The sequence below is a fragment of the Mycobacterium sp. genome, assembly GCF_019247635.1.
Lineage (GTDB): Bacteria > Actinomycetota > Actinomycetes > Mycobacteriales > Mycobacteriaceae > Mycobacterium.
In genome coordinates, this window is the sequence record NZ_JAFBAR010000014.1 from 1 (window position 1) to 14,446 (window position 14,446).

Here is a 14,446-nt window from a genome sequence, read left to right on the forward strand (position 1 = left end):
ATGGCCGTAGTGAGGACGGCCAACCGGATGCTGCCCCGCGTCGTGCGCCAGTTCCCGTTCAACCTGATGCTGTGGGATCTCGATCGGCGGATCAGGACTGGTCGGCCCTTGGTCTGACGACGGTCGCAGGTGGCCCACCGAGGTGAATCGGGCGAATCCCTATCCAGAGTGGCGACCTCACGAGCAGCACGTTGACGTCGAGAAGCGTGTGTGTTCGACGTTCGCTTCCGGGCGTTCGGTTCCAGACCCTCGTCGAGCACCTCGGCCATCGCCCGATTCGATGTCAGGTCGAGTCCGGGGCCCGGCCCGGAGCCGCCGTCGGGCGGGTGGAAAGTTCGCGGCGAGCGCCGAGCCCAGCGATTGGCCTCGTTCGCGTGCGCGTCGCTTCGCGGCCCCGGGCTAGCTCATCGAAAAAACTCGCGGTTCGAATTGAAAATGATTATCAACACCAGTAAGCTCTGAGCCCAGTGAAACCGTCGGGGGAGGAGTGCTGTGACGGCACCGATCTGGATGGCTTCGCCCCCCGAGGTCCACTCCGCCTTGCTCAGCGCCGGCCCGGGGCCGGGGTCATTGCTGGCGGCGGCGGGGGCGTGGGACTCGCTGAGCGCCGAATATGCCTCCGTCGCAAACGAACTCACCGCCGTGGTGGGCCAGGTGCAGGCCGGCGCGTGGCAGGGGCCCAGCGTCGAGTCGTACGTCGCGGCGCACGCGCCTTACCTGGCGTGGTTGACGCAGGCCAGCGCGAACAGCGCGGCGATGGCGACCAATCACCAGACCATGGCCGCCGCCTACACGTCGGCGTTGGCGTCCATGCCCGCGTTGCCAGAGCTCGCGGCCAACCACGTCGTCCACGGAGTCCTGGTGGCCACCAATTTCTTCGGGATCAACACCATCCCGATCGCGGTCAACGAGGCCGACTATGTGCGGATGTGGATTCAGGCCGCCACCACGATGGCCCTCTATCAGGCGGTCTCCAACACGACGGCGGTGGCATCGCAGGCATCGCAGACCGCGCCCGCGCCGCAAATCTTGAAGTCCAACGCACAGTCACCGGCAGACTACGGAAACCCTCTGCAGGGAGCCCTGCAGCAGATCGAGCAGCACTGGCAAAACCTGCTGCAGGCCTACCAGAACATCACGAATAACCCACAGCTGAATCCGTTTACGAATTTCGAGAACTCGGTGAATGATCCGAACCTCGACGCATTCTTACAGCAGTTCGGCATCGGAAACGATACGGTCGCGCACGACCCCGTGGTCGACAACGCACTGGACGACTTCATCGCCAACCTCCTGCGAAACTTCGGGTACAACTGGAGCCCTGCCGACGGCACGCTTAACGGACTTGACTACGACGAATACTCTGACCCGACCACGGCGGTTTTTTGGGTCGCCCGATCACTGGAACTCGGCGAGGACTTTCAGCAATTTTTCGTATACCTGCAGACAAATCCGGTCCTGGCCGCCCAATACCTCGTCAGCCTGGAGCTGTTCGACTGGCCGACTCACCTGGCCGAAATCTTCACCCTGACCAGCCAACCGGCGGCGCTGGCGGCCGCGCTTCCCGTGGTGGCCGCCCCGTTGGCGTCAGCAACCGGTCTCGCCGGGCTGGCCGGCCTGGCGGCCCTGCCGCAACCCGTCGTGGCGCCGGCGCCCGTGCCCGTCGCGGCCGCACCCCACCTGCTGCCCGTCGTGGTGTCGGCGCCGTGGCCGGCGCCGTCGGTGCCTCCCAGCCTGCCCTCGTCGCCTCCGCCCGGTCCGGCCGGCCCACCGGCCCCTCCCGGTCCGGCACCGACGGCACCCCCCGCCGCCGCGGCTTCGCCGGGCTTTGTCCCGCCGTATGCGCTGGGCCCCCCGGGCATCGGGTTTGGCTCGGGAATGAGCAACAGCGCCGCGGCCAGTGCGAAAAAGAAAGCGTCGGAACCTGATTCGGCCGCGATCGCGGCAGCGGCGAGTGCGCGAGAGGCTGCACGGGCACGTCGACGTCAGCGCGCGCGGCAGCGCGGATACGGCGACGAGTTCATGGATATGAATGTTGACGTCGACCCGGACTGGGACGGGCCACCGTCATCGGTGGCTTCGGATCGGGGCGCCGGAAGCCTGGGGTTTGCCGGCACGGCGCATAAGGAAGCCGAACGTGCGGCGGCGGGCTTGGCCACGCTCGCCGGGGATGAGTTTGGTGGAGGCCCGCGGATGCCGATGGTCCCCGGTACTTGGAACCCGGAGCAGAACGACTAGCCCCGACTCCTGGTCCTGGTCTCGCGGTGGCCCAGGCGGCGTTCACTCTGCGCTGAGGGTGCGTCCTACTCGTACTTTGGCGCCGCGGACGCAGAGTCAACGCGACAAAGACAGCTCGGTCTTCGGGGTACCCTCGGCTGAGTGCGTAGCGAAGGCGATACCTGGGACATCACCACGAGTGTCGGAGCGACGGCGTTGTTCGTCGCGACAGCGCGGGCGCTGGAGGCGCAGAAACCCGATCCACTGGCCGTCGACCCCTATGCGGAGTTGTTCTGCCGCGCCGTCGGCGGTCATTACGCGGACGTGCTCGACGGTAAGGCTCCCGATCACGAGTTGAAGACCGAGGACTGGGGCCAGCATTTCGTCAACTTCCAGGCCGCCCGCACCCGGTATTTCGACGATTACTTCCGGCACGCGGCCGGCGTCGGTGCCCGGCAGGTGGTCATCTTGGCGGCGGGGTTGGATTCCCGCGCGTACCGGCTGCCCTGGCCCGACGGCACCACCATCTTTGAGTTGGATCAGCCGCAGGTCCTCGACTTCAAGCGTGAGGTGCTCACCGAGCACGGCGCACAGCCACGCGCCGACCGGCGCGAGATCGCCATCGATCTGCGCGAGGACTGGCCACAAGCATTGCGGGACAATGGATTTGACGCCGCCAAGCCGTCCGCATGGATCGCCGAGGGCCTGCTGATCTACCTACCGGCCGCCGCGGAGGAGCAGCTATTCACCGGCATCGACACGATGGCCGGGCCGGGCAGCCACGTCGCGGTCGAGGACGGTGCGCCGTTGGACCCCGACGAGTACGCGGCCAAAATCGAGGAGGAACGCGCCACGTCGGTCGACGGCACCCAGCGGGTGTTCTTCCAGTTGGTCTACAACGAGCGATGCGCCCCGGCCACCGAGTGGTTCGGCGGCCGGGGTTGGACCGCGGTTGGCACTGCACTGACCGAATACGTGCCTAAGCTCGGTCGGCCGGTGCCTGAACCCGGCTCCGCAGCCAGGACCATGTTCGTCCGTAACACACTGGTGAGTGCTTCGCGATAGATCCGCTCCCGGAGGGAACTTTTCCGCTCCGCCGCCCGACTACTAGCCACGTGCAGGTACCCGGTGCGGCAATTTGAAAATGATTGTCATCTTCAGTAGGCTGCTCGCCGTAGCAAGACCCACCGCGAGATCGGAAAGTCGGGCGATTGATCGTCGATAATGCCCTGCTCAGCGCCACTGAGGGGGCCGCCTCGACAACGAGTTTAGGCAATGCTAACTTTTTGCGGATTAGGTTAGGTGACACTACGTATATGGAGACGTACGTCCGTGGGACGCGGGGATGACGGCATGCTAGCGGCACGGCCGGCCAACTCAGCGACATCGACGTCGAACGGCAAGGTGGACGGGGAAGTCGTCAGCCGGTTTGCTACCTGCTGTCGCGCGCTGGGCATCGCGATCTACCAGCGGCAGCGTCCGGCGGACCTGGACGCCGCCCGCTCGGGATTCACCGCGCTCACCCGCGTCGCCCATGACCAATGCGATGCATGGACCGGCCTGGCCGCCGCCGGTGACACGTCTTTTTATGTGCTGGAATCCATTTCACGCACCGCGGCCACCGCGGGCGTGCTGCAGCGCCAGGTGGAGCTAGCGGATCGGGCGTTGGGCTTTCTGTACGACACCGGGCTGTATCTGCAGTTTCGGGCCACCGAGCCAGACGATTTCCAGCTCGCTTACGCCGCCGCCCTGGCTTCTACAGGGGGGCCCAGTGAGTTTGCCAAGGCGGCCCAACTGGTCGCCGGTATCGCCGAGCGTCGCCCCTCCTGGCGCGAGGCCCGCTGGATCGCCGTCGTCGTCAACTACCGCGCGGAGCGCTGGTCGGACGTCGTCAAGTTGCTGACACCGGTCGTCACCGACCCCGAGCTCGACGCGGCCTTCTTCCACGCCGCCAAGATCGCGCTGGGTACGGCACTGGCCCGACTCGGCATGTTTGCTCCAGCGCTGTCCTATCTCGAGGAGCCCGACGGCCCCGTCGCGGTCGCGGCGGTCGATGGCGCGCTGGCCAAGGGGCTGGTGCTGCGCGCACACGTCGACGAGGAGTCGGCCAGCGAGGTCCTGCAGGACCTGTACGCGGCCCACCCCGAGAACGACCAAGTGCAGCAGGCCCTCTCCGACACCAGCTTTGGGATCGTGACCACCACGGCGGGCCGGATCGAGGCCCGCACCGATCCGTGGGACCCTGGCACCGAGCCCAACGCGGACGACTTCGTTGATCCCGCGGCCCACGAGCGCAAGGCCGTGCTGTTGCACGAGGCCGAACGTCAGCTCGCCGAATTCATCGGGCTGGACGAGGTCAAAAACCAGGTGTCGCGGCTCAAGAGCTCGGTGGCCATGGAGCTCGTGCGCAAGCAGCGCGGGCTCGCGGTCGCGCAACGCACCCACCACCTGGTGTTCGCCGGACCGCCCGGGACCGGCAAGACCACGATCGCCCGCGTGGTCGCCAAAATCTATTGCGGCCTAGGCCTTTTGAAGAGGGAGAACATCAGAGAGGTGCACCGAGCCGACCTCATCGGCCAGCACATCGGTGAGACCGAGGCGAAGACCAACGCGATCATCGACAGCGCGCTGGACGGGGTGCTGTTCCTCGACGAGGCCTATGCGCTGGTGGCCACCGGTGCCAAGAACGACTTCGGGCTGGTCGCCATCGACACGCTGTTGGCCCGCATGGAAAACGACCGCGACCGGCTGGTGGTGATCATCGCCGGCTATCGCGCCGATCTGGACAAGTTCCTGGACACCAACGAGGGTCTGCGGTCGCGCTTTACCCGCAACATCGACTTCCCGTCGTACACGTCGCACGAGCTGGTCGAAATCGCGTACAAGATGGCCGAACAACGTGACAGCGTGTTCGAGCAGTCCGCGATCGACCACATGGAGGGTCTGTTCGCCAAACTGGCCGCGGAGTCGACGCCCGACGCCAACGGAATCGCCCGACGCAGCCTCGACATCGCGGGCAACGGGCGGTTCGTCCGCAACATCGTCGAACGGTCCGAAGAGGAACGCGAATTCCGGCTGGACCACTCCGAACAAGCCGGAACCGGGGCGTTCACCGACGAGGACTTGATGACGATCACCGATGGGGACGTGAGTAATTCGGTAGAGCCGTTGCTGCGCGGCCTCGGGTTGTCGGTGCCGGCATGAGCAACCATGAGCCGTCCGGCGAATGGGCGGGGGCGCGGCGTTCGTTCTCCTCGCGGACCCCGGTCAACGACAACCCCGACAAGGTCGACTACCGCCGCGGATTCGTCACCCGCCACCAGGTGACGGGCTGGCGCTTCGTGATGCGCCGGATCGCCTCGGGTATCGCCCTGCACGACACCCGGATGCTCGTCGATCCGTTGCGCAGCCAGTCGCGTGCGGTGCTGACCGGGGTGCTCATCCTGATCACCGGCCTGGTGGGCTGCTTTGTGTTCTCGCTGATCCGGCCCAACGGGCAGGCAGGCAACAACGCGGTGCTCGCCGATCGGTCGACCGCGGCGCTCTACGTGCGCGTGGGTGACGAGCTGCATCCGGTGCTCAACCTGACCTCGGCGCGGCTGATCGTCGGCCAACCGGTCAACCCAACCACCGTGAAAAGCACTGAGCTGGACCGGTTTCCACGCGGCAACCTGATCGGCATCCCGGGCGCGCCGGAGCGGATGGTGCCCAACGCCTCCCACGACGCCAACTGGACCGTATGCGACGCGGTCACCGGGACTGCCCGAGGCGCGCACAGCACCGGTGTCACCGTGATCGCCGGCCCGCCCGAGAGCCGGGGCGCGCGCGCGGGGGAGCTCGGCCCGTCGGACGGTGTCCTGGTCGACAACGGCACCAGCACCTGGCTGCTGTGGGGCGGCAAGCGAAGCCAGGTCGACCTGGCCGACCACGCCGTGACCGGCGCCCTGGGCCTGGGACCCGCGGATGTGCCGACGCCGCGACCGATCGCGGCGGGATTGTTCAACGCGATACCCGAGTCGCCGGCGCTCACGGCGCCGGCCATCGCCAACGCCGGCAGCCCGGCCGGCTTCGCGGTACCGGCACCGATCGGCGCGGTTGTGACGTCCTACGCCCTGGACAAGAAGGCCTCCGACACCGTGCAGTACTACGCGGTGCTGCCGGACGGTCTGCAGCCGGTCTCGCCGGTGCTGGCCGCGATCCTGCGCAACACCAATTCCTATGGCCTGCAACAGCCGCCGCGGCTGGGAGCCGATGAGGTCGCCAAGCTGCCGGTGTCGCGGCTGTTGGACACCACGCGTTATCCCGCCCAGCCGGTCAGCCTCGTCGACGTCGCGCGCGCCCCCGTCACCTGCGCCTACTGGAGCAAGCCGGCGGGCGCGGCCGCCAGTTCGCTGGGCCTGTTGTCGGGCTCGGCGCTGCCGATCCCCGACGGCCTGCGCACCGTGGAATTGGTCGGTGGCGGCGCCCGCGTCGCACTGGTCCCGGGCACGGGCTATTTCACTCAGAGTGTCGGCGGCGGCACGGCCGCACCCGCCACCGGCTCGCTGTTCTGGGTGTCCGACACCGGGGTCCGCTACGGTATCGACACCGAATCGGCTGACTCCGCTGGCCACACCAAAACGGTTGAGGCCCTTGGCCTGAGCTCGCCTCCGCTGGCCATCCCGTGGTCGATGCTGTCGCTGTTCGCGGCCGGCCCGACTCTGTCGCGTGCCGACGCGTTGCTGGCGCATGACAGCCTGCCCCCCGACACCATGCCCGGTCGTGTTGCATCGGCGGAAGGGGGGACCCGATGAGCAGGCTTATCTTCGAGGCCCGCCGGCGACTGACGCCGCCGAGCGCCCGGCAAGGCGCCATCACCATCGAGGCGCCCCCCGAACTGCCGCGGGTGATTCCGCCGTCGCTGCTGCGGCGTGCGATGCCCTACCTGATCGTCATCCTGATCGTCGGCATGATCGTCGCGCTGGTCGCCACCGGCATGAAGGTTATTTCCCCGCAGACCCTGTTCTTCCCGTTCGTGCTGCTGCTGGCGGCAACCGCGATGTATCGCGGTGGCAACGACAACAAGATGCGCACCGAGGAGGTCGACGCCGAACGGGCCGACTATCTGCGTTATCTATCGGTGGTTCGGGACAACATTCGAGCCCAGGCTGCCGAGCAGCGCGCGGCGGCGCTGTGGTCCCACCCCGACCCCGGGGCGCTGGCCACGGTGCCCGGATCCCGCCGTCAATGGGAGCGCGACCCGCATGACCCCGACTTCCTGGTGCTGCGGGCGGGCCGGCACTCGGTGCCCCTGGCCACCGCGGTCCGAGTCAATGACACGGCCGACGAGATCGACCTGGAACCAGTGTCGCACAGCGCATTACGCAGTCTGCTGGACACCCAGCGCACCGTTCGCGACGTGCCGACCGGGATCGACGTCACCAAGCTTTCGCGGATCACCGTCCTCGGGGAGCGGGACGACGTGCGGGCCGCGGTGCGCGCCTGGCTCGCTCAGGCGGTGACCTGGCACGACCCGACGGTGCTCGGGGTCATGCTGGTCAGCCGTGATCTGGAGAATCCCGAATGGTCGTGGCTCAAGTGGCTGCCGCACGTCGACATTCCGGGCCGGTTGGACGGCGTCGGCCCCGCCCGCTATCTGTCGACCGACACCGACGAGCTGATCGAGTCTCTGGGTCCGGCGCTCGTCGACCGGCCGGCGTTTACCGGCGAACCGGCGGACGCGTTGCGGCACTTGATCATTGTGGTGGACGACCCCGATTACGACCTGAACGCCTCGACGTTGGCGACGGGCCGGTCGGGTGTCACCGTCATACACCGCTCCGCCACCCCGCCGCACCGCGAGCAGTATTCGGACCCCGAGCGGCCGATCCTGCGCATCGCGGGTGGTGCGATCGAGCGCTGGCAGACCGGCGGCTGGCAGCCTTTTATCGACAACGCCGACGGCCTCGGTGCCAACGAGGCCGCGCATCTGGCTCGACAACTGTCGCGGTGGGACTCCAACCCGACGCATACCGGGCTGCGTTCGGCGGCCACCCGCGGCGCGAGTTTCACCACCCTGCTGGGGATCCCCGACGCGTCGCGGCTGGATGTGCCCGCGCTGTGGGCGCCGCGCACCCGGGACGACGAATTGCGGGTCCCGATCGGCGTCACCGCGACCGGTGAACCGCTGATGTTCGACCTCAAGGACGAGGCCGAGGGTGGGATGGGTCCGCACGGTCTGATGATCGGCATGACCGGTTCCGGCAAGTCGCAGACCCTGATGTCGATCCTGCTGTCGCTGTTGACAACTCACTCCGCGGACCGGCTGATCGTGATCTACGCCGACTTCAAGGGTGAGGCCGGCGCCGACAGCTTCCGCAATTTCCCGCAGGTTGTCGCGGTGATATCGAACATGGCCGAGAAGAAGTCGCTGGCCGACCGGTTCGCCGACACGCTGCGCGGTGAGGTGGCGCGCCGCGAGGTGCTGCTGCGCGAGGCGGGTCGCCGGGTTCAGGGCAGCGCGTTCAACTCGGTGACGGAGTACGAGGCCGCGATCGCTGCAGGTCACGACCTGCCGCCCATTCCAACGCTTTTCGTGGTCGCTGACGAGTTCACCCTGATGTTGGCCGATCACCCGGAGTACGCCGAACTTTTCGACTACGTGGCACGCAAGGGCCGCTCGTTCCGCATCCACATCCTGTTCGCGTCGCAGACGCTGGACGTCGGCAAGATCAAGGACATCGACAAGAACACCTCTTACCGGATCGGTTTGAAGGTGGCCAGCCCCAGCGTTTCTCGCCAGATCATCGGCGTGGAGGACGCCTACCACATCGAATCCGGCAAGGAGCACAAGGGCGTCGGCTTCCTGGTGCCCGCGCCCGGTGCCACCCCGGTCAAGTTCCGCAGCACCTACGTCGACGGCATTTACGAGCCGCCGCAGCCCACCAAAGCCCTTGTGGTGCACTCCGTTCTAGGGCCCAAGCTGTTCACGGCCGGTGCGGTGGAGGCGGATCCCGGCACGGTGATCGCGGGCGAGGAGGACGAACCGGCCGGCCCGCCGCGCAAGCTGATCGCCACGATCGGCGAGCAGCTGGCCCAGTACGGACCGCACGCTCCGCAGCTGTGGCTGCCACCCTTGGACGAGCCGATCGCGCTGTCGGCGGTGCTGGCCCGGGCCGGGGTGGCACAGCGACAGTGGCGCTGGCCGCTCGGTGAGATCGACAAGCCGTTTGAGATGCGCCGCGACCCGTTGCTGTTCGACGCCACGTCGTCGGCGGGCAACGTGGTGATCCACGGCGGAGCCAAGTCGGGTAAATCGACTGCGCTGCAGACATTTATCCTGTCCGCGGCCAGTTTGCACTCGCCGCGCGATGTCACCTTCTACTGCCTGGACTACGGTGGCGGGCAGCTGCGGGCCCTGGAGGACCTGGCGCACGTCGGCAGCGTCGCCTCGGCGCTGGAGCCCGAACGCATTCGGCGCACGTTCGGCGAGCTAGAGCAGCTGCTGCTGTCCCGGCAGCGGCGCGAAGCATTCCGGGACCGGCCCGGCCCGCGGCAAAGCAACGGTAACGGGAACGGCTCGGGCTCCGACGACGGCTATGGCGAGGTGTTCCTGGTCGTCGACAACCTCTACGCGTTCGGTCGCGACAACACCGACCAGTTCAACACCCGGAATCCGTTGCTGGCCAAGGTGACCGAACTGGTCAACGTGGGCCTTGCGTACGGGATTCACGTGATCATCACGACCCCGAGCTGGCTGGAGGTGCCGTTGGCGATGCGCGACGGCCTGGGCCTGCGTCTCGAGCTCAGGCTGCACGACGCCCGCGACAGCAATGTGCGGCTGGTGGGCGCGCTGCGCCGTCCGGCCGACGCAGTGCCGCACGACCAGCCGGGCCGCGGATTGACCATGGCCGCAGAGCATTTCCTGTTCGCGAGCCCGGAGTTCGACTCGGAAATAAACCCTGTGGCCGCGATCAACGCCCGCTACCCGGGTGTGGCCGCACCGCCGGTACGGCTGCTGCCTACCAACCTCGCGCCCGACGCTGTGGCCCCGCTCTACCGTGGTCCGGAACAAGTGGTGATCGGCCAGCGCGAACAGGACCTCGCGCCCGTCGTGCTCGACTTCGCGGACAACCCGCTGCTGATGGTGCTCGGGGACAGCAAGTCCGGCAAAACGACGCTGCTGCGCCACATCATCCGCACCGTGCGCGAGAACTCCAGCGCCGACCGGGTGGCGTTCACCGTGCTCGACCGGCGGCTGCACCTCGTGGACGAGCCCCTGTTCCCGGACAACGAATACACCGCCAACACCGACCGCGTCATCCCCGCGATGCTGGGGCTGGCGAACCTCATCGAATCGCGGCGGCCGCCGGCGGGCATGTCGGCGGCCGAGCTGTCCCGCTGGACCTATGCGGGCCACACCCACTACCTGATCATCGACGACGTCGACCAGATAGCGGATTCACCGGCCATCAGCGGTCCCCATGTCGGGCAGCGTCCGTGGACCGCGCTGATTGGATTGCTCGCGCACGCGGGCGATTTGGGGCTGCGGGTGATCGTCACGGGGCGGGCGACCGGGTCGGCGCATGCGCTGATGACCAACCCGTTGCTGCGCCGCTTCAACGACCTGCAGGCGATCACGTTGATGCTGGCCGGCAATCCCGCCGACAGCGGAAAGATCCGCGGTCAGCGATTCGGTCGGCTGCCCGCCGGGCGGGCGATCCTGTTGGACGACAGCGACAGCCCCACCTATGTGCAGTTGGTCAACCCGCTGGTCGGCGCGGCCGCGGCGTTGGGTGAAACGCAACAGAAGGGAAATGAGTCATGACGTTGCGAGTAGTTCCCGAAGGACTCGCCGCGGCCAGTGCGGCCGTGGAGGCGTTGACGGCGCGGCTGGCGGCCGCGCATGCCGCCGCGGGCCCGCTGATCACCGCGGTGGTGCCGCCGGCGGCCGACCCGGTCTCGCTGCAGACCGCCGCCGGCTTCAGCGCCCAGGGCGAGGAACATTCGGCGGTGGCCGCCCAGGGCGTCGAGGAGCTGGGCCGTGCGGGCGCTGGTGTGGGCCATGCCGGTGTTAGTTATCTCGCCGGCGACGCCGCGGCCGCAGCGACGTACGGAATCGCGGGAGGGGGGACCTGACAGTTAACCGCATGCGTGCCCTTACCCCAAATCCGAAGAGAGAGGGATCATTATGAGTCTTTTGGACGCTCACATTCCGCAGCTGGTGGCCTCGCAGTCGGCGTTCGCCGCCAAGGCGGCGGTCATGCGCAGCACGATCAGTCAGGCCGAGCAGGAAGCGCTGTCGGCGCAGGCCTTCCACCAGGGCGAGTCCGCGGCAGCGTTCCAGGCCGCCCATGCCCGCTTCGTCGAGGTGGCGGCCAAGGTGAACAGCTTGCTGGACATCGCGCAGGCAAATCTGGGCGACGCCGCCGGAACGTATGTGGCCGCCGACGCCGCGGCCGCGTCGACCTACACCGGCTTCTGATCCGCCCGTTAGCAGTTTTCGAAAGGACCTGTGATGTCACAGATTATGTACAACTACCCGGCGATGCTGTCTCACGCCGGGGACATGAGTTCCTACGCCGGCACCATGCAGGGCCTGGGTGCCGACATCGCCAGCGAGCAGGCCGCGTTGTCCAACGCCTGGCAGGGCGACACCGGGATGACCTACCAGGCCTGGCAGGCGCAATGGAACCAGGCGATGGACGATCTGGTCCGGGCCTATCAGGCGATGGCCAGCACCCACGAGGCCAACACCATGGCGATGATGGCCCGCGACTCGGCCGAAGCCGCCAAATGGGGCGGGTAGTTAGGCGCCGACGAACCTAGATGAACGGGGCGCCCAACGCCGTCGAACTGACGGTCGATCACGCGTGGTTCATCGCGGAAACCATTGGGGCGGGAAGCTTTCCCTGGGTTTTGGCGATAACCACGCCCTATCGTGATGCCGCGCAACGGAATGCGTTCTTGGATCGTCAGCGGGCAGAACTTGCCCGGATGGGGCTGGTGGAGACCGACGGCCCCAGGGCCGGAACGGTGAACCCGAGGGTCGCCGACTGGATCAGGTTGGTGTGTTTCCCGGACCGGTGGCTGGACCTGCGATACGTGGGGCCCGCATCCGCCGGCGATGGGCGTGACGGAACCGGGGAACTGCTGCGCGGCATCGTGGCCCAACGCGCCGACGCCGCCGGCAAGGCGGTGGTCGCGCTCCGCAACGCCCAGTTGATCACGTTTACCGCTATGGATCTCGACGACTCGCGCGCGCTGGTGCCCGTGCTGGGCGCCGGCCTGGTGCACCGTGCACCGGCGCGGTTTGCCGAATTCAGCATGCCGATGCGTGTCGGCGCCCGCGCCGACGAACGGCTGCGGTCCGGGACGCCACTCGCGGAAGTCCTCGACTACCTGGGTATCCCGGCATCGGCCAGACCCGTGGTGGAGTCGGTGTTCACCGGGCCGCGCAGCTACGTCGAGATCGTCGCGGGCTGCCGCCGCGACGGCCGGCACGCCACCACCGAAGTCGGCGCCAGCATTGTCGACACCACCCAGGGTCGGGTGTTGGTCAGCCCGTCCCGGGCCTTCGACGGGGAGTGGATATCGACATTCGCGCCCGGTACGCCCCTTGCGATCGCGAGTGCCGTCGAAGCGTTGATCGCCAACTTGCCTGACGGCCAATGGTTCTCCGGCCAGCGGCTGTCCCGAGATTTCGTTCAATGCTCGTAACCAAAAACCAGAAAGAGAGCACGATGTCCCAGCAACGGCCCCAGCGTCTTTCGAGGGTCCGGTGACGTCCGGCGCCGTCATGCCGATCGTCCGTGTCGCGATACTCGCGGACAGCCGGTTGACGGAAATGGCCCTGCCCGCGGAGTTGCCGCTGCGCGAAATCCTGCCCGCGGTACACCGTTTGGTGGTTCCCGCGGCCCACAACGGTGATGGCGGTGAACACGCTTTCGCAGCGGCTTCCCCGCTCAGCCTCGCGCCTATCGGCGGTGCGCCGTTCAGTCTGGACGCCACCCTGGACACCGTCGGTGTTGTCGACGGTGATCTGCTCGCGCTGCAGCCCGTGCCCACCGGTCCGGCCGCCCCCGGCATCGTCGAGGACATCGCCGACGCCGCGATGATCTTCTCCTCCTCGCGGCTAAAGCCCTGGGGGACAAAGCATATCCAGCGCGCAGCGCTGGCCGCGGCGATCCTGGTGACCCTGCTGACGACCGGCCTGGCGGTCAGCTACCGCGCCGCCACGGGCGGGTTGGCCGGACTGGTCGCGGTGAGCGCCATCGCCGCGGTCGTCGCAATCACCGGGCTGTTGGTGACGGCGCGTTCGGCCCGCGCCGGTAGGCCGCTGTCGATCGCCGCACTGGTGCCCATCGGCGCGGCCCTGGCGCTGGCGGTACCCGGAAAGTTCGGGCCGGCACAACTGCTGCTGGCCGCGGCCGGCGTCACCGCGTGGGCGCTGGTGTCGCTGATGGTTCCCAGTGCCGAACGGGAAAAGGTGGTCGCATTCTTCACCGCCGCGGCGGTGGTCGGCACGGGTGTGGCGCTTGCGGCGGGTGCCGAATTACTCTGGCAGCTGCCGATACTGAGCATCGGCTGCGGGCTGATCGTGGCGGCCCTGTTGATCACCATCCAAACGGCTCAGCTGTCCGCGCTGTGGGCGCGGTTCCCGTTGCCGGTGATTCCGGCGCCCGGGGACCCCACCCCGTCGGCGCCATCGGTTCGGATCCTGGAGGACCTGCCGCGTCGGGTACGCGTCGGCGACGCTCATCAGAACGGCTTCATCGCCGGTGCCGTGCTGCTCGCCGTGCTGGGATCGGTGGCAATCGCGCTGCGGCCCGAGGCGTTGAGCGGGGCGGGCCGGTACTTGGGCTGGTACGTCGTCGCGGCGACGGCGGCCACCGCCACGCTGCGCGCCCGGGTGTGGGATTCCGCCGCGTGTAAGGCATGGCTGCTGGCTCAGCCCTACCTGGTGGCCGGAGTTCTGTTGGTGCTCTACACCGCGACGGGGCGCTACGCCGCGGCTTTGGGGGCCGGGCTGGTATTGGTCGCGTTGCTGCTGGTGTGGATTGTCGTCGCGGTGAATCCGCGCATTGCGTCGCCGGAGAGCTACTCGTTGCCGCTGCGCAGGTTGCTGGGTTTTGTCGCTGCCGGCCTGGATGCGTCGTTGATACCCGTCATGGCCTACCTGGTCGGTCTGTTCAGCTGGGTGCTCAATCGATGATGCGTGCCGGATCGGCCTGCCTTACCGCGGCTTTGG

General features: G+C 67.7%; 10 protein-coding genes and 1 pseudogene. All 11 read left to right on the forward strand.

Annotated features, from left to right (window positions below):
* Window positions 1-117: pseudogene (locus JO236_RS02340) on the forward strand (hypothetical protein); the annotation flags it as partial.
* Window positions 118-492: 375 nt separating this feature from the next.
* Window positions 493-2,238 (forward strand): PPE family protein, encoded by a 1,746-nt coding sequence (locus JO236_RS02345; protein ID WP_293324200.1) that lies wholly within the window; start codon window positions 493-495, stop codon window positions 2,236-2,238.
* Between the two features lie 141 nt (window positions 2,239-2,379).
* A complete protein-coding gene (locus JO236_RS02350; protein ID WP_293324203.1) occupies window positions 2,380-3,282 on the forward strand; it encodes a class I SAM-dependent methyltransferase in 903 nt (300 codons plus the stop codon).
* 267 nt (window positions 3,283-3,549) lie between these two features.
* Window positions 3,550-5,421: a type VII secretion AAA-ATPase EccA gene (gene eccA, locus JO236_RS02355; RefSeq protein WP_293324206.1), complete on the forward strand. Its 1,872-nt coding sequence runs from the start codon at window positions 3,550-3,552 to the stop codon at window positions 5,419-5,421.
* Entirely contained in the window at window positions 5,418-7,010 is a 1,593-nt protein-coding gene (gene eccB / locus JO236_RS02360; protein WP_293324209.1) for a type VII secretion protein EccB, read from the forward strand. Before eccA ends, eccB begins: the two co-directional genes overlap by 4 nt.
* Window positions 7,007-11,023, forward strand: a complete 4,017-nt coding sequence (eccCa, locus tag JO236_RS02365) for a type VII secretion protein EccCa (RefSeq protein WP_293324211.1) — start codon at window positions 7,007-7,009, stop codon at window positions 11,021-11,023. Before eccB ends, eccCa begins: the two co-directional genes overlap by 4 nt.
* Window positions 11,020-11,334: a PE family protein gene (locus JO236_RS02370; RefSeq protein WP_293324214.1), complete on the forward strand. Its 315-nt coding sequence runs from the start codon at window positions 11,020-11,022 to the stop codon at window positions 11,332-11,334. The genes eccCa and JO236_RS02370 overlap by 4 nt, the downstream gene beginning before the upstream one ends.
* Before the next feature lie 52 nt (window positions 11,335-11,386).
* Window positions 11,387-11,680, forward strand: a complete 294-nt coding sequence (gene esxG / locus JO236_RS02375; RefSeq protein WP_293324217.1) for a type VII secretion system protein EsxG — start codon at window positions 11,387-11,389, stop codon at window positions 11,678-11,680.
* A gap of 33 nt (window positions 11,681-11,713) precedes the next feature.
* Complete coding sequence (locus tag JO236_RS02380) at window positions 11,714-12,004, forward strand: WXG100 family type VII secretion target (protein WP_293324221.1); 291 nt, start codon at window positions 11,714-11,716, stop codon at window positions 12,002-12,004.
* Window positions 12,005-12,024: 20 nt separating this feature from the next.
* Window positions 12,025-12,915: an ESX secretion-associated protein EspG gene (locus tag JO236_RS02385; protein WP_293324223.1), complete on the forward strand. Its 891-nt coding sequence runs from the start codon at window positions 12,025-12,027 to the stop codon at window positions 12,913-12,915.
* A 79-nt stretch (window positions 12,916-12,994) separates the two neighbouring features.
* Window positions 12,995-14,410, forward strand: a complete 1,416-nt coding sequence (eccD, locus tag JO236_RS02390; RefSeq protein ID WP_293324225.1) for a type VII secretion integral membrane protein EccD — start codon at window positions 12,995-12,997, stop codon at window positions 14,408-14,410.
* Window positions 14,411-14,446: the final 36 nt, after the last annotated feature.